The following is a 24,481-nucleotide window of genomic DNA, read 5'->3' on the forward strand; positions in this document are numbered from 1 at the left end:
TCAGGGTTATTTAAACCATCCTTTGCGCCAGAAATATATGATTTGCAGCACAGCAATGGCTCCCATTACCAGCATCGTATACATATAGCCATTGGCCTGGTAAAGTTCCGGCATGTTCTGTGGCAGCAGTTTACCGGTAATCGGGTCTACATTTGCGAAGTTCATACCATAGATTCCGGCAATGAAAGTTAAGGGAATAAAAATCGAAGAAATGATGGTCAATACCTTCATAATCTCATTCATCCGGTTGCTGATGATCGATAAATACATATCTATATTACTAGCAGAGATCTCTTTGAGGGATTCTACAATGTCAATAATCTGAATACAATGGTCGTAAGCATCGCGGATATACATCTTCGTTTGTTCAGAAATCAAATGACTATCACTGCGAAGAATATCATTCAGTTTATCACGTTCCGGCCAGGCTACCCTTCTGATATTGATCAGGTTTCTTTTAATCAGTTGCGTATCAAACATGACTGATTTATCCGGTTTATCAAACAAACGGTCTTCAATATTGTCCAGTTCATCACCCCAAACACCCAGAATCTCGAAATAAGTATCGATAATGATGTCCATCAGCGCGTACATCAGGTAACTACTGCCGCCAATGCGGATATTGCCCTTCCCTATTTTCAATCGGGAACGTACAGGATCAAGGCAATCCTCATAGTTTTCCTGAAAAGTAAACAAGGCATTATCAGTCAAAAGAAAAGAATACTGCTGATTCTCCAGATTCTGGTTTTCGTCCAGTTGTAGCATTCTACTCACCGCAAAAACATGGTTTTCATATTCTTCCTGTTTTGGACGCTGGTAAGTCCGGGTAATATCTTCGAGAATCAGCTTATTGACATCAAAATCTCTGCTTAAAGTTTCAAACAAAGCCAAAGAGTTAAAACCTTTAATTTCTACCCAAAACGTATGCGTTTTATCCTGTAAAAGGAATTTCAGATTACCGATATCATTCAATTCCCTGACCTCATAACTTTCCGCATTGTAACGATAAAGCTTGATGACAGGTTTTAATGCTTTCGGATCAATATAAATCATTCCCGGACTAGATCCGGCATGAGGTAGCGCGATATGCTGACGTTTCTTTTTGTGCTTTGCTGATTTAGCCATATTTAAAAATAGGATTTCGACTGTGGCCCCTGGTTAAACAACAAGTCCACAATACTTAAGTTTGGCTTAAAACCTTCTCTGTCGTCAAAGACCTGGAAATAAGGTTTAAAATCACCTTCAGGCTTTTTAAATACCGGACCGGTACGAAAATCAAGCTCTGCAGGCACATCACTATGGTATTCTTCTGTCAGTTCAAATTTTGGGGTTATTTTCAATTGCTTAAACAACCAATCCATGATCTCCTGGTTATACTCAAAAAGAGAATCGAACTTCTGGTGATAAAATCTGGCGAACTCATCCTCATAATATTCAAAATAAGCGGAATTTCTGTAGCAGCTTTCTAAACTCTTCCAATGTAAGCGTTGCCAGTTAAAATCATTGCTAATTTTCACCTCCTTCATTTTGGTGTGCAGCTTCTTGCCACGAATTACCGGAACGATCAGGTCTAAACTCCCATTAGGTGAGTAAATTTTAGCCCTGTTTCTAAAGGTTTGTTTTGGGAAATGTTCCTCTCTTTCTAGTAAAAACTCGTTTCCAAAACGTTTCAATTCTCTGAAATAACTAACCGGTGGAAGATAAAAAAGAGGGAATATAGCTGAACTTTGCATCTGTTATTTTATGTTTGCACTCTTAATCCGCCAAAATAATGATAAAAAAAAGCTTTTCTCATATAGGAATAGTTTTTTTAAACTTTTTCTCCATCTTACCCCTCTGGTTTTTGTATTTAATAGCTACAATCTGTTACTACGTCCTATACTATATGGTGGGATACAGAAAAAAGGTTGTGCGTGAAAATCTGGTTAATTCCTTTCCGGAAAAAAGCATGGAAGAGATCATCAGGATAGAAAAGAGATTTTTCCGATACTTTGCCGATTTAGTGGTTGAAATCATCAAAATGCATTCCATCTCTGAGAAAGAAGTATTGAAGCGCGTAAAATTCACGAACCTACATCTGGTAGAAGCCCATTTCAACAAAGGAGAAAGCGTATTGGCCTGTACCGGTCATTATGGAAATTGGGAATGGGGAATGCTGGCCCTGGGTATTCGCCTTTCGAAAACGGCTTATGTCATCTACAAACCTCTTAATAACGGTTATTTTGGCGACTGGTTCTTAAAAATGAGGAGCAAATACGGTAATGTATGTGTGCCCATGCGACAGACTTTAAGAATGTTGGCCAGTACTAAAAATGAAGCCAGCATGTTCTGTTTTGCAAGTGATCAGAGTCCGGTTCGCGGAGAAGCACATTACTGGCTAAACTTCTTAAATCAGGATACAGCAGCCTTATTAGGGCTCGAAAAAATCGCCATGCAAACCAATAGGCCTATCTTTTATTTCAAATTGAAATATATCAAAAGAGGTTATTACGAGGTAGATTGTGTACCCATTTGTCCGGTACCAAAAGAGACAAAGGAACACGAAATTACCGATATGCATTTCAACCTACTGGAACAAATTATTAACGAAGAACCGTCTTACTGGCTGTGGAGCCACAGGCGATGGAAAACAAAACGAGAATACGCATCATGAAATCAGCAAGTGTAGCAGTAGTAATATTAAATTGGAACGGAAAAACACTTCTGGAGAACTTTTTACCGGGTGTGGTACGATCTATCTACCCGAATTTGCAACTTATAGTGGGCGACAATGCCTCAACGGACGATTCTGTCGCGTTTGTGCGTAAAAACTACCCACAGATTCGCATCATAGAAAACGATAAGAATTACGGCTTTGCTGAAGGTTACCGCAAAATACTGGAACAAGTAGAAGCAGAATATTATGTACTGCTTAATTCTGATGTTGAAGTGCCTGAGAACTGGATTCAGCCAGTGATCGACCTGATGGAAAAGGACGATAAAATCGCTGCTGCACAACCAAAAATCATCTGGCAAAAAGACAAGACTAAATTTGAATATGCCGGTGCTGCCGGTGGATATCTGGACTTACATTGCTTCCCCTTCTGTAGAGGTCGTTTATTTGATACCGTGGAAGAAGATCATGGTCAATACAATGATGCCAGAGAAATTTTCTGGGCAAGTGGTGCAGCCTTATTTATTAAAAGTAAATGCTGGAAAGAATCTGGTGGTTTAGACCCGGATTTCTTCGCACACATGGAAGAAATCGACCTTTGCTGGCGCTTAAAGAACATGGGCTACAAAATCATGTACTGCCCGGATGCTGAAGTATACCACGTTGGTGGAGGAACACTGAATGCCAATAATCCATATAAAAACTATTTGAACTTTAGAAATAACCTGATCATCATGCAGAAAAACCTGCCGATGTCAGATGCTTATTTCCGTATTTTCATTCGTTTCTTCATTGATTTTGTGGCTTTAATTCACTTCTTATTACAAGGAAAAACAGATTTTGCGATGTCAGTGAGTAAGGCTCATTTCCACTTTTTCAAATACATATTTGTCAATGGAAAAAAGAGAACGAAAAAACAGCTTGCCTATCAAAAACATACCGGTGTTTATTCATCCAGTATTGTTTATGCTTACTTCATCAAGAAAATCAAGTATTTTAGTGGTTTAGGTATCTAAGCAGTTTCTATTGTAATCCGACATCAGTTCTATGGTCCTGCTATACCAATTGTAGTTGCCCTGGAGTTGACGAGGAGTACATTAAGGGTTGATGACGCTTGATAAGGGCCTATCCCTTAGCAACACCTCGCCAGCCCTTCATTAACACTCCGCCAACCAGCACTACAATACAAACTCAACAGCCTTAAAACACGAATTCCCTTAGCAATCAATTTACACAAGTTGTCAATTGATTGCTAAGGGAATCTTTATACTTTCTTAACCTGCTCAGGTGTAGTTCTACCTTTATCCAGGTGTACGTATAATTTTCTCAGGTATAAAATTACTTCTTTTCAGGGACAAAAATAATCGGTCCTGGTCTGTTCGCTACAGTTGTTAAAGCTTTGTAGATATAGTCACATACCAGTTTTTCTCCCGGTACATTGATCAACCTTCTGTCGTCTTCCGGAGTATGGTATTGCGGGTGGCCACCTGTATGGAATCCCAATACTGGAATACCTTTCTTATAGAACGAAACATGGTCAGAACCACCAACATCATAATGATTTACAAATGGATGAACACCAATTTCAGGTCCCAGACTGGTTAATAGTTCCACGCCACCATCAAATGTGGCCGCGCCACCCATATACAGGTGTTTTTCTGCATTCATCCTACCGACCATATCCATATTAATCATCAGTTTAATCATAGATAAAGGTACTATAGGGTGTTCTGTAAAATACTTAGAGCCTAATAAACCCTGTTCTTCTGCACCAAAAGCAATCACAATTACACTACGTTTCAACAACGCTTTATTTGCGGCTAGCTTTTCTCCTATTTCTAAAAGCGCAGCAGTTCCGCTGGCATTGTCATCTGCACCTAAATGAATGGCTACTGTATCTGGTTTTTTGGAGGAGGCCCCTCCCATCCCAAGATGGTCGTAATGCGCACCAATCACAATAAACTCATGTTTTAAAACCGGATCTGAGCCTTCAATGTACCCAACTACATTTTGAGTTTGCACATAAGGGGTATCCTGTACACCTTTTTTTACCCTCATTTTAGCGGTAAACTCACGGATATAACTGCCATTATAAGCCTTAATTCCAGATTTCCTGAAATGTTTTACTAAATAATTAACGGTCTTTTTATTCTCTTTGGTTCCCGGAAAACGACCTTTCATTTGCGGAGCTGCCAATGTCCAGATGTGTTCCTTAATTTCCTTTTCAGTAATATCCGCCTGCGCGAATGCAGATGCGCTGATTGCCAGGCATACCGCAGATAGAAGAATCTTTTTCATACGGTTGTTTAGCTTTTCAAAAGACTTTCAATTGCTAAACGATAACCATCCAGACCGAAACCCGTTAACACACCTTTACAGTTTTTTCCGGTTAATGACACGTGTCTGTATTCTTCTCTTGCATAGATATTGGATACATGAACCTCTATTACAGGGGTATTAATTGCGGCAATCGCATCAGCCAATGCCACAGAAGTATGGGTATAACCTCCTGCATTGATCACAATACCATCATATTCAAAACCAACTTCATGTAATTTATTGATCAACTCCCCTTCCACATTACTTTGATAGTAATCGATTTGAAGGATGCTGTACATGGTTCTCAATTGTGCTATATATTCATCAAAACCTAAATTTCCATAGATTCCTGGTTCGCGAACGCCTAAAAGGTTTAAATTTGGGCCGTTAATAATTTGTATCTTCATTAGCTCAAACTTAAAGCTAAAAACTTACAGTAGAAAATTTTTGTGTGATTAATAACCCTTATATACCCTCTTTTAAAGCCTATTTGAAACTGGAGCGTTCACTTTCCGGGAACTCCGTTGCGGCCTATATCAATGATGTTCAGAAACTATTTCAATATTTTGAATCGGTTGAGAAAAACCCTTCGGTAAAAGAAATCAGCAGTTCAGATTTAAAGAAATTCATCAGCTGGATCAATGAACTTGGCATGCTACCCAGCACACAAGCAAGGGTAATCTCCGGATTGAAATCCTTTTTCAGTTTTCTGATGCTAGAGCAAATCATTGTCACAGATCCTTCAGCTTTGCTGGAAAGCCCAAGATTAGGTCGGAAATTACCGGATGTGTTAAACATTGAAGAGATCAACAACCTGCTTGAAGCTATTGATGCCTCAAAACCAGAAGGCATGAGAAACAAGGCCATTATTGAATTGCTATATGGTTGCGGATTGCGCGTATCAGAGTTAACGAACCTAAAAATCTCCAACATTTTCGTGGACAGTGAGTTTATTAAAATCATTGGAAAGGGAAACAAAGAGCGTATTGTCCCTATTGGAGCAACGGCATTAAAGTATATCAAGATCTACCTGGAACTCAGTCGCGTTCATGTTCCCATCAAAAAAGGCTATGAAGATTATGTTTTTTTAAATCGCAGAGGTACTGGTTTGTCCAGAATATCGGTGTTTACTATCATCAAAGACCTTGCGCTGGTATCAGGGCTAAAGAAGAGTATTAGTCCGCATACTTTTCGACATTCCTTTGCTACTCATTTGATTGAAGGCGGTGCAGACCTGCGTGCGGTGCAGGAAATGTTGGGACATTCGAGCATCACGACCACCGAAATTTACACACACCTGGACAGAAATTATCTGAAAGATATCATTAACGGATTTCATCCCAGAAGTTAAGCAGGTCTAATGATTAATGGCACAATTGATGATTGTAAATCTATATAAACCTAATCCCTTGTTGCAAGAATCATTCTCGGTTTCCCTTGCATATCCTTCCTTAGCGTGATATCAGTAAAGCCCTTATCTTTTAACATCTGAATCGTTTCTTCGGATAAATACTCATTGATTTCAAAGAATAACCGACCATTGACCTTCAAATGTGTTACAGCAAAATCAGCGATAGCTTCATAAAAAAGCAAAGGTCTTTCGTCCGGAACAAATAGCGCCAGGTGAGGCTCATGCGCCAAAACATTTTGGTGCATTTCGGCCATTTCTGTGCCGGTAATATAAGGCGGATTGCTCACAATAATATCAAACTCCCCCTCAATATTCAGATTCAAAATGTCGGCATGAATAAAATTAACTTCAGCTTCGAGTTTTAAAGCGTTTTCCTTAGCCAAAGCCAATGCCGCCTCAGAAATATCTACCGCAGTAACCGCTACTGCTTTACCTTGTTTTTTTAAGCTGATGGCAATACAACCACTTCCCGTTCCAAAGTCAATCACCTTTTTATTGGTGATGTTTTCTTCTAAAATCCAGTCCACAAGTTCTTCGGTTTCCGGTCTCGGAATCAATACCGCTTCATTCACTTTAAAAAACGAACCATAGAAATAAGCCTCTCCCAGTAAGTACTGAATCGGTTTCTGCACTTTTAATCCAGCTGCAACCGACAAAAAACGGGCTTCCTCTTCCGGATTCAGTTCTTTGTCCCAATTCATCATTAAACTACTCCTGTTGAGCTTTAACAGGTGTTCTACCGTAACAGAGAAAATCGACTTAACTTCCTCTTCCTCATAAACATCGTTTAATTCTGTCTTAAAATGCGCTAATAACTGGCTTAAATTCATGCCCTGCAAAAGTAAGTAAATCGAACAATATACCTTACTTTTACGGCAATGGCCGACGAATTATATATTAAAAGATGTTTGGAGCTCGCTATTCTTGGCTCCGGAAACGTTAGTCCGAATCCAATGGTGGGTTGTGTGATTGTAGCAGATGGAATCATTATTGGAGAAGGATACCATGAGAAAATCGGTGAAGCACATGCCGAAGTAAACGCCATAAAAGCAGTATTTGCGAAATATGGGGAAACAGAAGCGGCATTGTTGCTCAAAAAAGCAACTGCCTATGTGAGTCTGGAACCATGCGCCCATTTCGGGAAAACGCCACCATGTGCAGATTTGCTCATCAAACATCAGGTAAAAAGAGTCGTAATCGGCAACAAAGACCCCTTTGATGCGGTAGACGGCAAAGGCATTACTAAATTGAAAAATGCAGGAATCTCCGTAGTTTCCGGTGTACTCGATGAAGAATGTGCTCATTTAAATCGTCGTTTTTTTACAAGAATCCGTCAGCAAAGACCATATATCATATTAAAATGGGCCAGCACAGCCAATGGCTATTTTGCACCGGTCGATAATGAGCAAAAATGGATCAGCGGGCCACTGGCTAAACGCCTGGTTCATAAATGGAGAACCGAAGAAGATGCCGTTATTGTAGGTAAAAGAACTGCAATGGTCGACAATCCACAGCTGAACGCCCGTGAATGGCCGGGGAAAAATCCAATCCGTATCGTAATAGATCGTAATCTGGAAGTCCCAAACACCCATCATATTTACAACGACGCTGCAAAAACCATCATCTTTAATGAAGTTAAAACCGATGTAGTCGGTAACATACACTTCATTCAAATGGAAGATATGTCTTTTTACCTTCCTCAAAAGATGGCTTTTCAACTGTACTTAATGGACATACAATCGGTGATTATAGATGGCGGAGCGCAATTGCTCAACCCGTTTATTGAAGCCGGATTATGGGACGAAGCCCGTGTGTTTACTTCAAAACATTCTTGGTCGGATGGTATTCCTGCACCTAAAATCAGTCAAACCATTACCGCCCAACATCAAATCGGCAATGACCAATTGTATATCTACCAAAATAACCGCGAAGCATGATCTATTTAATCATCAGCATTTTTTGCAGTGTTACCGTAGCCGCACTTCTAAAGTTGGCACGCAGGTATAAAATCAATATCTTACAAGCCATCACCTGGAACTACCTGTTCGCAATTGCCCTGAGTTTCTTCTTTTTCAAACCCGGCATCTCTGAACTGACCGCTGCCAAAATATCACCAATTTACCTCGGACTAGGCGTTTTATTGCCCCTTGTCTTTTGGTTCCTTGGCGCTTCTATCAGAAGTATAGGTATCGCGAAGACGGATATCGCACAGCGATTGTCCTTGTTTATTTCCATTCTGGCAGCTTATTTCCTATTTGGAGATCAGTTTAACACTTTAAAAATCCTCGGATTATGCTTCGGCTTTACTGCCATCATATTCACGCTTTATCGCAAACCAGGTAACCTTGCCAAATCGAACAGTCCTTCATCCGGAGGTAACTGGATTTATCCATTACTCGTTTTCTTCGGCTTTGGCTTTATCGACATTTTATTTAAGCAAATCGCACAAATTAAAGACCTTCCATATACCAGTTCTTTAATCCTGACCTTTGCCATTTCATTTATCCTGTCGCTCCTGGCTATCCTGTATCTGGCGCTTATTAAAAAGCAAAAACTGGAACTGGTTAATCTGGCCTGTGGCGCAGTACTCGGTCTTTTCAACTTTGGAAACATCCTTTTTTACCTGAAAGCACACCGGGCAATGGCCGAAAATCCATCTACCGTGTTCGCTGCAATGAATATTGGCGTGATTATTCTGGGCAGTTTTGTAGGCATACTCCTATTTAAAGAAAAGCTGAATAAGCTCAACTACATCGGACTTGCCCTGGCCTTAATCGCCATCATTTTCATTACCTTATCTCAGTTTCATGCTATTTGACGATACCTATAAAACCATAACTGCCCCTTCCGAAGGTTTATTTAAAGACCGTGGCAGTAAATTTATTGCATTTGCTTATCCTATCCGTTCGGAAGCCGAGGTAAAACCCATACTTGCCCAATTGCGTTCGGAACATGGAAAAGCCAGACATTTTTGCTGGGCCTTACGTTTAAGTCCTGACCGTTCCATTTTCAGAATCCAGGACGATGGAGAACCTTCCGGAACTGCCGGACGCCCAATTTTAAACGCCCTGCTCTCTGCCGACATCACCAATATCCTGATCGTTGTAGTCCGTTATTTCGGAGGAACACTATTAGGTGTACCAGGTTTAATCAATGCCTATAAATCAGCAGCTATTGAAGCCATACAAGCCGCTGAGATCGTTGAAAAAACCGTGAACGATGTTTATGAGCTTACCTTCGATTACTTAAACATGAACGATGTGATGCGTTTATTCAAGGAAGAACAACTCCACATCCTTTCTCAGGAGTTCGATAACTCCTGCACGATTACGTTTGAAGTCAGAAAAGCACAACTTAACCAGGTCTTAGGGAAAATTGAAAAGATTGAAGGGGTCAAAGTTAGTTATCTGCATACGGTTTAAGTGTTTTGATGCAGTTTACGAAGCATATCCAATTGGGCCATAAAATATGCTCCCTCTTCCTTTGTGCGGACAAGCTTCCGTGGATTATTTAAGGGTCTGGCTCTTGGAGGTCTTGCAACAAAAACCTTATTAGGAACTGGTGTATTGGCTAATTGATCTGGTTTTTCTTCTGTCTGTTTTTTCATATTGTGAATATATTTGTTTATATCTATAAAACAAAATATTTTACCTTAATATAAATACGTAATATCTATATAGATCTCTATTTTCACGATTGGAATCGAAATCCATAAGTAGTGGCCTGTCAATATAACTACCATCAGGGTTTTGTTCATAGCTCCCATTCCGAAATATTCTAACATACCAATCTATACCAAAAGGCATAAAATAACTTTTAAGGTAAACACTATTCTGTTTAAGGACGCAATGATAGAATCTAGTCCTCAAATCATCAGAACCATCCAGACCAATAGCCATGTAAGGGTGTTGTTTCAAAAAGGAAAGGGAAATGAATAATATCGTAGAAAACACCTTATTAAGGTTTTTATGCCATAACCGAACATTATCTATGAAACCTCCATCGTCATTCGGAGGACCAAAACCCAGGTTAAATACATTGGGTAAATCCGGATCTGGATATTCCGTTATGATGACCAAAAGTTCCCTGATACTGCCATCTTTTTGTGGGGCATAGAACCTCTTGTTATCCTGCTCGCCAATCATTGGATATACTTCATATATATCATCAAAATTAATTGTAACCCGCATAAGTGATATTGATTTAGTTAGCACAAAAATAACCAATATCAGACGCTGTTGTTAATTGTGAATTACAACAATTAACATAAGTGATTATAAAGATAAACAAAACCAGCCACAGCACTTATATCCAGAAACGATATAGTCAAAAGAAACAACCCGCTTAAATACAATTCCTTTTTAAACCAAAAAACCGGTATCCTTTTGAAGTTATGGCTAACAAAAACCATTACTCCAAAAAGATACCGGTGATCAAATGAAAATTCTTACCTAATTAATAGCCATCATTCTGATAGCCACTTTTATTATTAATGTTATCAATTTCAACCTGTGGCACCGGAAACAAACTCCTGAAAGCAGGAATTCCCGGAAAAATAGCCGCCATCTGGTTCGTTCTTACAATATCAAACCAGCGATCAGCTTCCAAAGCCAGTTCCAGCCTTCTTTCTAAATAAACTGCGGTTCTAAATTGCCCCTGATTAGTCAACAAGGCAGCAGTCTTAACAGATGCATTTGCATTTGTCCGAACCGCGTTCAGCGCTTTAAACGCCTCCGTATTGCCGTAAGCAGTCTCGTTTAAAGCTTCCGCATACATCAGCAACACATCGGTTGTCCGTAACACCGGAAAATCACCACTGGTTTCGTTGTTTAACTGAGGAGAATTGAACTTCCCAGGTCTGGCGCCCGTTCCTGTGCCAGCCACTAAAGCCTGACGGTTATCACCGGTTTCAAACAGCGATTGCGGGATACTAATGATATTTGTATTGTTGTTATTTCTATAGCGGTTATCCTGGTTTACAAACTCTTTTACTCCACCCATCAGGTACTGCACCGCGAAAATCACATCCTTGCTCGTTTTCAGACTATTTGGAAAAGTGACGTTTTGCGGCACCGTAGCTAAGGTTGTACCACTATAAATGGCGGCTACAACAGGTTGTAAAGTAGCCGCAACCAGATCAAACTTCTTCTGGTACAGATAAACCTTACCCAGCAAACTTGTAGCTGCATAACTCGTCGCTTTTCCGCGTTGCGCATCAGTCCAGGTTGGCGGAAGTTTAGTTGCCGCGTCCTTCAAATCATCGATCATCTGCTGATAAATCTGTGCCGTAGTAGCCCGTGTATTTGCTCTGGCTTCCTCCGTTTTCTGTACCTTTAACACCAGGGGAACCTGACCCCAGATCCGCGTTAAATTGAAATAACTTAAGGCCCTGATAAATTTCGCCTGACCAATGATCTGGTTCTTTATATTCTCACTCATGGTAATCACCGGCGCGCGGTCTAAAATGATATTACTGCGGTAAATCGCTTTGTAATTGCCCATCCAAGTGGCAGAAAGGATACTATTGGCCGAAGTTTCGGCAAAAACCTCAATCTGATTCCGAACACCAGCACCCGATCCCGGATCATTATCAACCAGATTGTCGCCACGAAGCTCACCTAAAGTCAGCATATTGTTCCCATAAAGACTATCACTTTGCAAAGCGTCATAGCAAGCAACAAGTCCGCCTTGCAGCCCTTTTTCATCCACATAAAAAGTCTCTTCCGTATATGAATCGAGTGGTTTTAAATCTAAAAACTTCTTGCAGGAACTCGCTGTGATCATTAAACCACAAATAAATATGATATATTTTTTCATCTTTCTAATATTATAAAGTGATGTTGATGCCTATTGATGTTGTTTTTGCGGTTGGATAAACTCCATAATCCTCACCGTTTGTAATCGCATCGCTACGATTGGTTACCTCTGGATTATAGCCGGTATATTTGGTAAAAGTGAAAGGATTTTGCATCGCTACATAAACCCTAACTTTCGTCAAAGCCAGCTTTTTAACCAGGTTTTCAGGTAAAGTATAGCCCATAGCAATGTTACGGATACGTAGATAAGAACCGTTTTCAACATGCCAGGTTGAGGTCGTTCCGTTGCTACCTTTGGCCGCACGGTTAGCCCTTACATCCTGACCACTACCTGGATCTTCCGGAGACTTCCACCTGTCCAGGGAACTAATCATATTGTTCATATTACCCTCTTTATTAGCAAAATACCTGCGGGAAAGGTTTAAAATCTGATTCCCATAAACCCCTTGCATGGCCACATTTAAATCAATCCCTTTATATTCAAAAGAAGTTGCAAAACCATAGGTAAATTTAGGCAGGTAGTTCCCTACAATCTCCCTGTCTTTTGTTAGATCAATCACCCCGTCTCCATCTACATCTTTAAACCTGAAATCTCCAGGCTTCGAAGTATTCACATCATAATTACCCTGGGTATCGGTATAATGAGGATAAGCATCCACTTCCGCCTGGTTTTTAAATACACCTAAAACTACCGGCAAATAGTAAGAACCAATAGCCTCTCCCACCCGAGTGATAAAATAAGCGTTGGATACCGAACCTGTTTTAACAATATCAGCATTACCCGGCCCCAGCTCTACCACCTTATTGATGTTTTTTGAGAAGTTTCCGTTAGCCGACCACTTCAGCGCACCAAACTGCTGTTGCGTACCTAAATTGATGTCGATCCCTTTATTATTCACCTTTCCAATGTTTTTCAATTCTGTAGCAAAACCTGTAGAAATAGGCACTGGTACATCCAGCAACAGGTTATTGGTGTTACTATTGTAAACATCTACGGATAAAGTCAATTGATTCTTGAAAAAAGCAGCATCAAAACCTACATTTAGCTGTGCCGTTTTTTCCCATTGTAAGTCATCATTTGGTTTGGCAATTGGCGCCGCACCATTAATTACGCCCGGAGGCGTACCACCAAACACATAACCATAATTATTCATCGCCCCCTGAGCGGCATAATTCGGAATGTTAAAATTACCCGTTAAACCATAACTAGCCCTTAACTTCAGGTCAGAGATAGTTTCCGAATTTTTCAGGAAGTCCTCTTCTGACAACCTCCAACCCAGCGATGCCGAAGGAAAATATCCCCATTTGTTGTTCTTCCCGAATTTAGAAGAACCATCAGCTCTCATCGAACCTGTAAACAAATATTTCCCTTTGTAACTATACTGCAATCTGGCAATACCGGAAGCCAGGGCCCATTGTGTTCTGGTTCCTGTACCATTTGTAACCAAACCAGCCTTAATAAATTCTACCTGATCACTGATAAATCCTTTGGAAGCAAAAGCATAATTACCAGCCAAATCATCTTTCTGTGTAGAGAAACCGATCAAAGCATTTAGACTATGATCTCCAAAAGTTTTCGCATAATTTAACGTTTGTTCAATCAGCCAATTGGTTTCTTTAATGGTGCGTGAAGAGCCTGTTGCCTCAGAAAGCGGATTTCCTGCGGTATTAGATTGTGGAAATGTAGAAGGCCTGAACATATCTTCCGTGCTGTTGAACAAATCAACCCCCAACTGAATCTTATATTTCAAATCTTTGTACAATTCGGCTTCCAGAAAAGCACTTCCGGTCATCCTTGTCGCTGCCACATCATCTTTTTGAAGCATGGCCAATGCAACCGGATTCCAGGCTTGCGTACCACCATTTCCGTCGGCACTTTTATCACCTGGCAAAAGAGTTTTCGTACCCGCACTCCAGGCGTTCTGGTCAAAATTATAGCTTCCATCTGGATTGTATACCGGGAAAATCGGTGCGTAATGCAAGGCTGAGGCTACAATACCGCCACCATTAGAGTTGTAAGCACCATTCGCATTTACTCTCTTTTCATTGATCACCGAAGGACTAAAATTAACGCCAAACTTAACCGCTCCTTTTTTACCCTCCAGGTTAATCCGACCACTATAACGCTTAAAACCACTGTTTAAAATGATCCCATCCTGATCAAAATATTCCAGGGAACCATAATACCTCATCAACTCAGAGCCACCGGCAGCCGAAATCGAATGGTCTTGAATTGGCGCTGTTCTAAAGATCTGATCCTGCCAATCGGTATTCGTTAAGCCCGGCTGACCGTTTAAATAAGGTAAAATCTCCAGGGGCATCACCGTATTGGTATTGTTGCCAGTGTTCACTAAACGAGTCGCATTGTTATCATTTACACTGAAATTAACCAAAGGCTGGCCCTTATCAGCATACTTTCTATTGTTCGCCTGCATCACATCTACATAGGAGTTGTTCCTGGATTCTAAAACCATTTGTGCATACTGATAAGCATCCATCATTTTGATTTTGTGCGCCAAAGTCTGCCAACCTGTATAGCTATTAACATTAATGGTAGTTGCACCATTTTTCCCTTGTTTTGTGGTGATCAACACGACCCCGTTAGAACCTCTGGAGCCATAAATTGCAGCCGAAGAAGCATCTTTTAACACCTCAATAGAAGCGATATCATTGGTATTTAAAGTGTTAATATTGTCATTTGATATTGGTACACCATCAATTACATACAGTGGATTAGAGCCGGCAGTAATTGTCCCTACGCCCCTCACTTTGATGTTAAGCGCACCACCAGGAGCGCCAGAACCCTGAGAAACCTGTACACCAGCCATCTTTCCAACCATTGCTTCTGCCGCATTACTGATCGGCTGGTTTTCAATATCCGAAGCTTTGATACTGGAAATCGCAGTGGTTACATCCTTCTTCTTCTGACTTCCGTAACCCACCACCACCACATCTGAAAGATTGTTGGCATTGGGATTCAACTGAATCAGCAAAGTGGCCTGTTCGCCAGGTTTAAGGATATAATTGCTGATCGTTTTCGTCTCGTAGCCAATGTAAGAAGCGCTGATATTGTAAGGCACATTGGCCGAAAGGCCTTTTATCGAGAATTGTCCGGACGAATTCACCATCGCCCCTTTCTTTTCATTGGTTTTTGTGTTCAGTAAAAGTACGGAGGCCCCGAGTAAGGGCTGCCCCGCTTCATCTTTTACAATCCCGGTAATCTCAGAAGTTTGAGCCCAGGCCTTTGTCGATACTGATAACATCAGCAGGCAAAAGAACAAGTGTGTAGTAAATTTTTTAAGCATAGTTTATTTATTTGATTGGTTTTTAGGCAAAAGGGTTCCCATTCCCGCTGTTTTCAGCGAGTCATCAGGTTTAAAATAATAGGGTTGGATTTACTTTTTAATCAGATAACCGTTGGTTGTTTTTAGTTGGTTTAGTTTGTTTAATTCGGCAATTTCTTCAAGTATCGTATCTATAGACTGTGTAAGTTTTAAAGTTCCGGTAAAGGACATTTCGGCCAAATCAGCGCGGTCGTAAACGATGTTAACTTTATAATGTTTTTCCAGTTGATCAAAGACATCAATCAATGAAGCTTGCTGGAAATTCAACTCTTTTATGGCAGCTCCCTTTTTAACAAGGAAGGTTTTTGTATCAGAAACACTCATTTTGTTAGCTCCACTGTTGTAAACCAACTCCTTGCCCGGCAATAAAACGGCTGTAAATGGCGAAATCGTAGTGATGGAGTCCAGGCTTTTCACCAAAACCTTCCCCGTATGCAGCACTACTTTTATGAGTTTGCTATTGTTTAAAGCGGTAATGGTAAATGAAGTGCCCAGTGCGGTTGTCGAAATCCCCTTTGCATACACCACAAAAGGACTATTCTTATCTTTTGCAACCTCAAAAAAGCTCTTCCCATTCAAATAAACTTCTCTTTTGTTTTTCACAAATGGCGAAGCATACCTCAGCTCTGCTCCCGGAAATAGGTTAACAGTAGAGCCATCGGGTAAATGAATTAATTGTTGATGATCGGTGTAATTTACAACCGACTTCCACTGGATAGCGCTCTTATTTTCCACCTTTACCACCTGATTGATCTTTTTTGGTAACCCCGGGCTATCCTGGTTTATATTTAAAAGCCCAACGGTAAGTACAACCAACACAATTGCAGCAACGGAAATGATTTTCAGCCATTTTAACCGGTAAACTTTAGCAAGCGTTTGCTTTTTTATTGCGCTAAAGATTTCTTCCGTTTTCTGCTCATCGATTGCTGCATCGCTGGTTTCGTCCCATTCTGCTTTGCTCAATAAATGATCCGGCAGGTCCTCCAAATCATTTAAATAGTTCAACACCTGAAGCTTTTCTTCGGGGCTGCACTGTCCTTTAAAATATTTAGTTAACAACTGTTCAGACACACTCATACTACCAATACGATTCAATTAGGGGGAAACCCGTAACGCCATGAAAATATATTTAAAAGCCGCACAGATAAGAAGGCTGAACCTAAAGAAATTTAGCCAGTAGGATAAATACCGGAACATAAGCACAACCATCGAGCTGTTTTATGGCCAGTGAAATGTGTTTTTCTACCGTTCTCGGCGAAATAGCGAGTTGCTCAGAGATTTCCTTATACGAGTACCCTTGTAAGCGACTTAAAATAAACACCTTTTTTCGGGTTGGAGGAAGCACACTTAATGCGACTTCCAGTTGCTGGTTGATCTCGAACTTTTGATTTTGTTCAGCAGAAGCTTCGGGAATACTGTTATAGTAAAGCTTAAGATTCCGCTCATCGTTACTCAGCTTTTTGAAGTAGTCAAGCAAGGTGGTTCTCGCAATCCGGAACAACTGTACATCCAGCTCATGTTCTTCGGATAGCGTATGCCTGAAGTTCCATAATTTGATAAAAGCTAGCTGAGTAAGCTCCTGAGCCATATCTTCATCGTTTGTCTTCTTAAAAAAATAGCCATAAACCTTTTTGTGAGATAGTTTAAATACTATTTCAAAAGACTCATGATTGCCCGATTTTAAATTATGGATATAGCTCAACATTGCTGTACAAAACTATTAGATTCATATTAGCCAAAACTAAATATAGTGTTAATTCTGATTAAAAGAATGGTTCTGCGCGCTCCTGCCAAGTACTGGTTTCCTGTTTCCTGAAATTGCGACGTCTCGGGTATAACAAATTCTTAGGCATTAGGTATAGTTGTAAATAAACATTTCCAATCGTATCTTAGTAAAATCATAATAAGAAATTAACAGAGATGGAACCAGCACATATATTTAGTAATTTGAAAAGCTCTAGAGCTTTAATTTCAGATTATGTAACTCTCGATAATAAAAGATGGCAACATCAGTTTGAGATTCAAAATTACAACAGAAAGGGCGTTTTTAACCTGTTAGCAGTGGCTGTTACGCTTTTTATGATGTGGATTTTAACCACTGGTTCTGGCCCTAAAACAGAATGGACTGCTATAACCGTTGTTGCACCACTTAGCTTTGTAGTCATTAGGTTCCTAATTGGCGATGTCTTAGATTATTTTAAAAGGAAAAGGCTAAAGCGTGATATCCAGCCAGAACTATTAAGGTTATCTGAAAAAATGAATAATCTGGTCGCAGAGTTGGATAGTTTTACGGTGTTGCCAGAGAAATACAGAACCCTGCAAGCGGTAGGTGCTATTGGCAATTATTTTGTAAATAAAAGAATAGATACACTAAAAGAAGGCTTTAATCTTTATGAAGATGAGCTGTTTAAATTTCAGCAATTAAAAAACCAGCAGTTTCAAATCAATCAAAACACACGCATGATGCACCAGAATAATGAAATGATCAAAGCTCAACGGGTAACAAATAGCCTTTTGCGATGGTAATGAAGCTACAATTTCGCCAGATTATCTCTTATCCTATTCATTATTTCATCAAAATCAGGTTGTCCGTTATAGTACAAGGCCTTTGTAGTTTCATATCTGCGTCTATATTCAGTTCTGATTATTTTATCATCAAGCAAAAATGCCATGTTTTCTAATAGCGGAACGATTAAGTCTTGCTTAGGAAATCTTTCTACCTTATGTGCTTCATATTCTTGAGTACCAATAAAACTTTGAACATCAGTATCTCCTAAAAGACAATAAACATCATAGTACTGCCTCATGAAGTTAGGACGTTCCTTTTCATCCGTTTGTTCCTGCCGGAACCTGGTGGCAATAGTTTGAAGTTTCTCAACAAACGTATAACCGGGGTGATAACAAAAGACATCTAATGCTCTGTTGTCTATTATGTCAATTGAGTTTTGTTTTGCTCTTTCGTATGCCCAGGAACTTATGGTGATCTTCTTATTTGGAGTAACCGTATCAAAACCTGCTTCTAGAAGAATTCCTTGCTTCACTCCTGCTATTTGTTCAATTTCACTATTGTAATGTAGCCTGATTCCTCCGCTACGGTAATATACCGAATCATCAAAAGTAACATCTCTTGTAGCCGAAACAACGCCATCTATTTTTATGGTTACAGCTAACCAGTCATAAAACAACCTTCTTGCATTGACATTTTTAGGTTTAGAATTCTTCGGATTTTCATTAATTCCAAACGCTGCTGGTGGCTTGATATGAATATCAATATCTTCAGAAAAACGATTAATGATTTGATACCCCTTAGATAATGAAGTACCACCCTTGAGTTCGAAATCGAAGCCAAATGACTTTAGCCCATAAAGCACATGCATTATCCAGTAATCCTTTTCAATTAGCCCAGCTAATATTCCCGTTTCAGATTCAAGAATAGCAAGTAATGTCGGGAATTCTTTATGGTTATGAAGATAGTCTGGAGGCATAACTTATTTTTTAGGTACTTGAAACAGATGCAAAGACCTTTTTCGCTTTTATAGTACCATATTGTGATACAGACTTGCTTAGTTTTTCAACGTCCATCACCTTCGCTTTAGCCAAGACATTATCCATTATTAAATGTTTATCTTCTGCAAGGGTATCCAGATTATTGACCAAATCAACCAATAAAAATTCAGTTGTTAGTTGTTTAGGGAAATGAGGTTTCATCTTGAAATTGAATACTCTATTGCCCAGTTTAAACTCTCCATGTCGCTTATGGTTATAAACTATACGCGTATTATATAGTTGCGTTGTACCAACCCCCAGGCTGTTGTAAGCATTTGGGGAAGTCAACAGGAATCTGTCATCATTTAGAAAAGAGCGAACCAGCTGATCCTCATCAGGGGGAGCAACTCCGAATACGGTAACCTTCGGATAATAATATAATCCATGCGAAAGTTTCTGCAAAGTGCCATCTTCCAATAGTTCATCAAGATGCCTATCCACAGACTTAGACCACTTTGTCAAATCTATGCGGCGATAAACCTGCCCTCTCTTCAAATGTTTCTTCAATTCCATTAATTTCGACATAACCTTTCCTTTATTTACAAAGATAAGTAAATGTATGAATTTTTATTTAAAAATCATGCAAAATACCTACTCATGAGTAATCGTAACCCATTCATTTACAAACTAGATAAGCTGGATTCTACAACCATCCTTTTCTTTTAAACCAGAAGTAAATTCCTACCGTAACCACCACCATCAAGCTCATCACTCCAGGATACCCCATCTTCCAGCGCAATTCCGGCATAAATTCGAAATTCATCCCGTAGATTCCGACAATAAAGGTTAGCGGCATAAAGAACACCGAAAAGATGGTCAAAACCCGCATAATCTCGTTGGTTTTCTGAGAAGAAGCAGAAAAGTATATGGCAAGCAATTGGTGGATATTCTCAGCAAGTGAATCCAGCATGCTCTGGTGTTTCACATACAGATCACGGGTGTCTCTGGTGTTCACATTTCCTTCTTCGGCATCCAGGGCATCGATAATATCAAAAGACAAAATCAGCATTCTTTTCAGCAGGTCAATTTTACGCTTTAAGTAGTAAAGACCTTTTAGCAAGGGAGCCTTTTTTGGTCTTAAAAAAACGATTTCTTCATAATAATCAACAGATTTAGCTAATTTATTTAAAGGGTCTGTATAAGTATTCAAACAGGCACTGATCAATAGATTCAAGAGCTCAAGACTGCTTTCACATTTTTGAGTTTTGACAAGTTCCGTAATGGGATTTAACAATTCATGTGACCTGCGGTGAACCGTGATCAGAAAATTAGCTGAATAAAAAAAGGCTATTTTATGAGTAAGTTCCTGAATAGTATCAGCCTCTGCAACGTTATTGTTGGTGTGAATTCTGAAAATGATGAAAGCGTAATCTTTCATTCTTTCATATTTTGGCAAGTGATCCGGTTGGAGACAGTCGCTTACCAAAGCAGGATGTAAATTGTATTTTTCAGCGATACCAGAAAGCTCTTCAGTAGTTGGGTCGGTCAGGTCGATCCATTCAAATTTCTGGTGTTCAGCAAGATTATTGATCATACATTTCTTTAATTTACAGATAATAGTAAGTTAAACACCAACATGAAGGCCATTGTTCTGCTTGGGGCAAATCCTTTTTTAAAGGTCAATAGCACAATGCGCTTAAATCATGCTACTGCCTTAATAATGGTATTACTGCCTACAATAATCCTGCACCCTTGAAACTGAAATAATTATCCTCATTTATAATCAAATGATCTAGAATATTGATGTCTAAAAACACCCCTGCCCGCTTTATTTTTTCAGTTAAAGCAATATCCTGCTCACTAGGCTTTAGAGTCATGGTAGGGTGATTATGACAGAGCAGCAAGCCATTTGCTCCACTCTTTAGTGCGGCACCAAATATGATCCTGGGATCGGCAATTACCCCTGTCAATCCACCTGTAGAAACATTTAAAATCCCCAATACCGCATTGCTCCTGTTTAAAAGAATCACTTTAAATTCTTCCACCAGTTCAATCAGATCCATGTTCCAGTATTGCTTAAACATCTGGTAAACATCCTCAGTGCATTTTAGAACAGGCCGCTCACTTGCTTTTATTTTAGGCTTGTATTGTAATTGTATTTCTGATATTTTATATAAATTAGGTCGCATTTATGGCCTCCAGTCTAGGTTAGTGGTGATATAGGATATAATAATTTCATTTGATCTACAGAAGGAACTAAAGCCTTTTGCAATTGTATGATGCTTAAAAAAGAACTTGGCAAAAACAGATCAGGATCGTGTTCATTCTTTAGAACATGCACACAATTCATCAATTGAATTAAGTCAAAATGCCAATCATGGATAAAATCATGATCATAGTCTTCGAACTTGTCTACTTCTATAATTATTTTATTGTTTTCTATTCTGACCATCTCGGTAAGGTTTTAAGGAATGAAATATTCTGGAATTATTAACCGGAAAGATTTCTGTACGCTAAACCGGAGCCGGAGCTTTTGTTCCAGTTTGTTTGTACCATGCCGAAAGCAGGATAAAATTTGAAGCTGATAAAGGTCTCTTACTTTGATTCATGACTCATTGATTTTAAATGAGTCTATCGGAGGAGTAATCACAAATAAATGTGAGGACTGCAAACCATTGTAGCATTTTAAAGTATCTGACACCTTACACAAAATGGAATTACAGCAGCCCTCACATCCATTTTTCGTGGACGTGTAAATATAAGCACGGTTAGGTACATATATGGATATTTTCTGCTGTCCTATCTTGTGGTGTCAGATTTTACTACGATAAGACTCTTACTAATACTTAATTACAAGACTAATATTATTAATAAAATCGATAACAACAAATTAATTAAGATTATTTTAAGTAAAAACGTAATTAAAAATAAATCAATAATTAATTAACGAACTAACAGAGAAATAAGTGACTCAAAGGCTACTTGAAAGCCTTTCACCCTATACTACCTTCGTACTCCACTGAGGATGCACTCCAAATGCGCTTAGATTATCTTCATCATCCAACCATGGTTACTTAATGGTTGATTAATCCTTCATAGGTTTAAATGACCTTTCAACCATGAATTGAGGATGACCAGAGCTTGTATTTAGATTTAATATGTCTTGAACTTTTATCAAAATCAACTAGAGCAGAAGCCGAAAGAATGACTACATTAACCACCGGTAACAAGCTGCTTATCAATAAACAACAACGATATGGGAAGTTTACAAAATGGACTGTTTGGTGGATTTAACGGCCGGGTAGGCAATTTAGTCGGTTATATGCTGAACGGTAAAAACGTTGTCAGAACGATTGGTCATAGTACTAAGCGCCTCAGCCCTGCCAGAAAGATCAATTGTGACCGCATGACCATCGTGAACAAATTCTTAAGTCCCATCAGTGCCTTTATTAAAGTCGGTTTCCGGCTAAAAGTGGTAGATACCGACAGAAACTTCTATAACGAAGCCGTTTCCTATAATAAGAAGTATGCGGTAACTGGTGTATATCCTGATGCTGAACTTGATTATCCTAAGGCCATGTTGAGTATGGGCATACTTTTGAAAGCAGAAAAACCGTCCATACAGCATGTAGGAGCAGAAATTGAATTCAGCTGGGAAGTTCCTACCGATCTACCCTGGAAAAATCAAAAAGACCGGGCCATGGTATTACTCTACTGGCCGGATCAGAATCAGCACACGCATATCCTCAGTGGTTCCCACAGAAAGGATGGAAAACAAAGGGTACAGATTGATGCCAATCTAACAAATGAACGCGTAGTGGCCTATATTTCTTTTGTTAATGATGATGCAACTGAAATTTCAGACAGTGTTTATGCGGGAAGTATAGCAAGGCAAGAACCGAAATCTATACCTGAAACAGAAATCGCTGATTTCAACGCAAAAGATGATGCAACTATTAAAAAACAACTTGTTACTAAGCATATTCCGGTAGTCAAAAGTAAAGCTATGCCTAAAAAGATAGCGAATAACAGACTTAACGCAAAATTAAAATCCCTGCTCCAGCCTCATCCTAAGCTCCAAATTCCCGACAAACCAAATTAGTTATCTAATCCTGTAAAATTAAATATGATCTCTTTGTTGTTCATTAGTTCCTTCTGTTCACGTAACGTGAACAGAAGGAACTAATGAACATATGTACAAGTCCTTCATCATACCAGATGAAACCACCGTAATCGTAGCTCAACTACCCACCCACTACCATACGATTTAAAAAACCACTGCGCAAAACCAGTTTTTAACGGTAAATTTGCCGCATGGAAATGGAACACCAAAAATCTTCAGCATTGAGACCTGCATATACGGAAATTGATACTACACAATTAGCTGCGCTTCAACAAGAAGCATCTACATTAATCATAGATGTACGCGAACATCATGAAGTGCCTATACTAGATGGGGAGATATTCAAAAAAGCACCTATGTCTGAGTTTGCCGACTTTTTAGCAGCAGATATCCCGGAGAAGAACATCGTATTCATTTGTCAGCATGGGATACGTAGCGTTGCAGCGGCAGAAGCCCTACACGAAAAATACGGCTCGGAAAAACAGCTTTACAGCCTAAAAGGTGGTATTGCGAAATGGAGGAATTACTTTTTATAACTATCAGGCCATAAAAAAACCTGTCTCGAAAGAAACAGGTTTAAATAACATTCTTGTTGAGAAACTAAAAGTTTTTAGTGATCTCTTCGCTCAAAGGTTTCACTTTAGAACGGAAACGGTGTACCAATTCTCCTTTTTCATTGATTAAGAACTTCTCGAAGTTCCAGTTAATATCACCAGTAAAATCAGGATTTGGCGCGCTGGTTAGGTATTTGAACAATGGATTAATATCCTCGCCTTTAACACTCACTTTTTCACTTAATAAAAAGGTAACTCCAAAATTCTTTTTACAGAAATCCTGAATTTCAGCATTAGTTGCTAGTTCTTGTCCGCCGAAATTTCCTGCTGGAAATCCGATTAACACGACGTCCTTACCATATTGCTTGCTCAATTTTTCTAGTTCCTCGTATTGAGGTGTAAACCCACATTTAGAAGCGGTGTTTACAATAAGGATTTTCTTCCCTTTGAATTTCGACAACTTCACCTCTTTCCCATCGATGGTTTTGAAGCTGAAATCATAAATACTTTTTGCCGGAGGGGTAAAGATCAGGCTCAGTAATATTAATAATGTATTCATAGTTTGATATTTTTAAATGTATAAACGAAGTTAAGCAGAAAAAGATTGCTTGTATATAATAATAACGTCAAAAGTAATAGAAAGCCCTTCCTAACGTTGAAATCAGTTAAAAAACGAAAGTAACCAGAAGGTATTCAATAAATGAAAAAAAACACATTACAACCGGTAAAGCCCATAAATAAGCTAGATATCACCACTTTATACCCCTTAAAATGT

General features: G+C 39.3%; 26 protein-coding genes. 9 read left to right on the forward strand and 17 right to left on the reverse strand.

Annotated features, from left to right (window positions below; all coding sequences use genetic code 11):
• Positions 1 to 6: 6 nt before the first annotated feature.
• Together corA (R2Q66_RS09575) and R2Q66_RS09580 are read right to left on the reverse strand one after the other, a co-directional pair.
• A complete protein-coding gene (gene corA / locus R2Q66_RS09575) occupies positions 7 to 1,125 on the reverse strand; it encodes a magnesium/cobalt transporter CorA (RefSeq protein WP_316748248.1) in 1,119 nt (372 codons plus the stop codon).
• 2 nt (positions 1,126 to 1,127) lie between these two features.
• A complete protein-coding gene (locus R2Q66_RS09580; RefSeq protein WP_316748250.1) occupies positions 1,128 to 1,733 on the reverse strand; it encodes a WbqC family protein in 606 nt (201 codons plus the stop codon).
• Between the two features lie 38 nt (positions 1,734 to 1,771).
• On the opposite strand from R2Q66_RS09580, the gene R2Q66_RS09585 reads away from it, so the two are divergent.
• The gene (locus R2Q66_RS09585) at positions 1,772 to 2,653 is read left to right on the forward strand and encodes a lysophospholipid acyltransferase family protein (RefSeq protein ID WP_316748252.1); all 882 of its coding nucleotides are present in this window, start codon (positions 1,772 to 1,774) and stop codon (positions 2,651 to 2,653) included.
• Positions 2,650 to 3,669 carry a glycosyltransferase family 2 protein gene (locus R2Q66_RS09590; protein ID WP_316748253.1) on the forward strand — a complete coding sequence of 340 codons (1,020 nt, stop codon included), beginning with the start codon at positions 2,650 to 2,652 and terminating at the stop codon, positions 3,667 to 3,669. Before R2Q66_RS09585 ends, R2Q66_RS09590 begins: the two co-directional genes overlap by 4 nt.
• 322 nt (positions 3,670 to 3,991) lie before the next feature.
• Here the strand turns inward: R2Q66_RS09590 and R2Q66_RS09595 are convergent, their stop codons facing one another.
• Positions 3,992 to 4,951, reverse strand: coding sequence for a M20/M25/M40 family metallo-hydrolase (locus R2Q66_RS09595; RefSeq protein WP_316748255.1), 960 nt, complete (start codon positions 4,949 to 4,951; stop codon positions 3,992 to 3,994).
• A gap of 8 nt (positions 4,952 to 4,959) precedes the next feature.
• A complete protein-coding gene (gene aroQ, locus R2Q66_RS09600) occupies positions 4,960 to 5,379 on the reverse strand; it encodes a type II 3-dehydroquinate dehydratase (protein ID WP_062548767.1) in 420 nt (139 codons plus the stop codon).
• Positions 5,380 to 5,423: 44 nt separating this feature from the next.
• Between aroQ and xerD the strand changes: the two genes are divergently transcribed.
• Positions 5,424 to 6,323, forward strand: a complete 900-nt coding sequence (gene xerD / locus R2Q66_RS09605) for a site-specific tyrosine recombinase XerD (protein ID WP_316748259.1) — start codon at positions 5,424 to 5,426, stop codon at positions 6,321 to 6,323.
• Positions 6,324 to 6,373: 50 nt separating this feature from the next.
• Here xerD and prmC read toward each other — a convergent pair whose 3' ends face one another.
• The gene (gene prmC, locus R2Q66_RS09610) at positions 6,374 to 7,213 is read right to left on the reverse strand and encodes a peptide chain release factor N(5)-glutamine methyltransferase (protein WP_316748261.1); all 840 of its coding nucleotides are present in this window, start codon (positions 7,211 to 7,213) and stop codon (positions 6,374 to 6,376) included.
• Positions 7,214 to 7,261: 48 nt separating this feature from the next.
• On the opposite strand from prmC, the gene ribD reads away from it, so the two are divergent.
• From ribD to R2Q66_RS09625, 3 genes are read left to right on the forward strand one after another with little or no spacing between them, the layout of a single operon-like run.
• On the forward strand, positions 7,262 to 8,320 hold the full coding sequence (ribD, locus tag R2Q66_RS09615) for a bifunctional diaminohydroxyphosphoribosylaminopyrimidine deaminase/5-amino-6-(5-phosphoribosylamino)uracil reductase RibD (protein WP_316748263.1): 1,059 nt from the start codon (positions 7,262 to 7,264) through the stop codon (positions 8,318 to 8,320).
• Positions 8,317 to 9,201 carry an EamA/RhaT family transporter gene (locus R2Q66_RS09620; RefSeq protein WP_316748265.1) on the forward strand — a complete coding sequence of 295 codons (885 nt, stop codon included), beginning with the start codon at positions 8,317 to 8,319 and terminating at the stop codon, positions 9,199 to 9,201. Before ribD ends, R2Q66_RS09620 begins: the two co-directional genes overlap by 4 nt.
• Entirely contained in the window at positions 9,191 to 9,805 is a 615-nt protein-coding gene (locus R2Q66_RS09625; RefSeq protein WP_316748267.1) for a YigZ family protein, read from the forward strand. The genes R2Q66_RS09620 and R2Q66_RS09625 overlap by 11 nt, the downstream gene beginning before the upstream one ends.
• Here R2Q66_RS09625 and R2Q66_RS09630 read toward each other — a convergent pair.
• From R2Q66_RS09630 to R2Q66_RS09655, 6 genes are all read right to left on the reverse strand, one after another.
• Entirely contained in the window at positions 9,802 to 9,990 is a 189-nt protein-coding gene (locus R2Q66_RS09630) for a hypothetical protein (protein ID WP_316748269.1), read from the reverse strand. The genes R2Q66_RS09625 and R2Q66_RS09630 overlap by 4 nt on opposite strands.
• A gap of 40 nt (positions 9,991 to 10,030) precedes the next feature.
• On the reverse strand, positions 10,031 to 10,573 hold the full coding sequence (locus R2Q66_RS09635; protein ID WP_316748271.1) for a DUF6934 family protein: 543 nt from the start codon (positions 10,571 to 10,573) through the stop codon (positions 10,031 to 10,033).
• 265 nt (positions 10,574 to 10,838) lie between these two features.
• Complete coding sequence (locus R2Q66_RS09640; RefSeq protein WP_316748273.1) at positions 10,839 to 12,200, reverse strand: RagB/SusD family nutrient uptake outer membrane protein; 1,362 nt, start codon at positions 12,198 to 12,200, stop codon at positions 10,839 to 10,841.
• A gap of 10 nt (positions 12,201 to 12,210) precedes the next feature.
• Entirely contained in the window at positions 12,211 to 15,504 is a 3,294-nt protein-coding gene (locus R2Q66_RS09645; RefSeq protein WP_316748275.1) for a TonB-dependent receptor, read from the reverse strand.
• A gap of 90 nt (positions 15,505 to 15,594) precedes the next feature.
• A complete protein-coding gene (locus R2Q66_RS09650; protein ID WP_316748277.1) occupies positions 15,595 to 16,620 on the reverse strand; it encodes a FecR family protein in 1,026 nt (341 codons plus the stop codon).
• Positions 16,621 to 16,702: 82 nt separating this feature from the next.
• Positions 16,703 to 17,248, reverse strand: a complete 546-nt coding sequence (locus tag R2Q66_RS09655; RefSeq protein ID WP_316748279.1) for an RNA polymerase sigma factor — start codon at positions 17,246 to 17,248, stop codon at positions 16,703 to 16,705.
• A gap of 215 nt (positions 17,249 to 17,463) precedes the next feature.
• On the opposite strand from R2Q66_RS09655, the gene R2Q66_RS09660 reads away from it, so the two are divergent.
• A complete protein-coding gene (locus tag R2Q66_RS09660; protein ID WP_316748280.1) occupies positions 17,464 to 18,069 on the forward strand; it encodes a hypothetical protein in 606 nt (201 codons plus the stop codon).
• A gap of 5 nt (positions 18,070 to 18,074) precedes the next feature.
• Here R2Q66_RS09660 and R2Q66_RS09665 read toward each other — a convergent pair whose 3' ends face one another.
• The 5 genes from R2Q66_RS09665 to R2Q66_RS09685 all read right to left on the reverse strand — a co-directional run bounded on the left by R2Q66_RS09665 (position 18,075) and on the right by R2Q66_RS09685 (position 21,481).
• Positions 18,075 to 19,028: a nucleotidyl transferase AbiEii/AbiGii toxin family protein gene (locus R2Q66_RS09665; RefSeq protein ID WP_316748283.1), complete on the reverse strand. Its 954-nt coding sequence runs from the start codon at positions 19,026 to 19,028 to the stop codon at positions 18,075 to 18,077.
• Between the two features lie 10 nt (positions 19,029 to 19,038).
• Complete coding sequence (locus R2Q66_RS09670; protein ID WP_316748284.1) at positions 19,039 to 19,614, reverse strand: DUF6088 family protein; 576 nt, start codon at positions 19,612 to 19,614, stop codon at positions 19,039 to 19,041.
• Between the two features lie 118 nt (positions 19,615 to 19,732).
• Positions 19,733 to 20,623 carry a magnesium/cobalt transporter CorA gene (gene corA, locus R2Q66_RS09675; RefSeq protein ID WP_316748286.1) on the reverse strand — a complete coding sequence of 297 codons (891 nt, stop codon included), beginning with the start codon at positions 20,621 to 20,623 and terminating at the stop codon, positions 19,733 to 19,735.
• A gap of 139 nt (positions 20,624 to 20,762) precedes the next feature.
• Positions 20,763 to 21,218 carry a JAB domain-containing protein gene (locus R2Q66_RS09680; RefSeq protein ID WP_316748288.1) on the reverse strand — a complete coding sequence of 152 codons (456 nt, stop codon included), beginning with the start codon at positions 21,216 to 21,218 and terminating at the stop codon, positions 20,763 to 20,765.
• Positions 21,219 to 21,232: 14 nt separating this feature from the next.
• Complete coding sequence (locus R2Q66_RS09685) at positions 21,233 to 21,481, reverse strand: hypothetical protein (protein ID WP_316748290.1); 249 nt, start codon at positions 21,479 to 21,481, stop codon at positions 21,233 to 21,235.
• Between the two features lie 804 nt (positions 21,482 to 22,285).
• Between R2Q66_RS09685 and R2Q66_RS09690 the strand changes: the two genes are divergently transcribed.
• Together R2Q66_RS09690 and R2Q66_RS09695 are read left to right on the forward strand one after the other, a co-directional pair.
• Positions 22,286 to 23,131 carry a DUF6266 family protein gene (locus R2Q66_RS09690; RefSeq protein WP_316748292.1) on the forward strand — a complete coding sequence of 282 codons (846 nt, stop codon included), beginning with the start codon at positions 22,286 to 22,288 and terminating at the stop codon, positions 23,129 to 23,131.
• Between the two features lie 212 nt (positions 23,132 to 23,343).
• Complete coding sequence (locus R2Q66_RS09695) at positions 23,344 to 23,688, forward strand: rhodanese-like domain-containing protein (RefSeq protein WP_316748294.1); 345 nt, start codon at positions 23,344 to 23,346, stop codon at positions 23,686 to 23,688.
• Positions 23,689 to 23,752: 64 nt separating this feature from the next.
• Here the strand turns inward: R2Q66_RS09695 and R2Q66_RS09700 are convergent, their stop codons facing one another.
• A complete protein-coding gene (locus tag R2Q66_RS09700; protein WP_316748297.1) occupies positions 23,753 to 24,265 on the reverse strand; it encodes a glutathione peroxidase in 513 nt (170 codons plus the stop codon).
• Between the last annotated feature and the right edge of the window lie 216 nt (positions 24,266 to 24,481).

This window comes from Pedobacter gandavensis, from assembly GCF_032677645.1.
GTDB classification, from domain to species: domain Bacteria; phylum Bacteroidota; class Bacteroidia; order Sphingobacteriales; family Sphingobacteriaceae; genus Pedobacter; species Pedobacter gandavensis_A.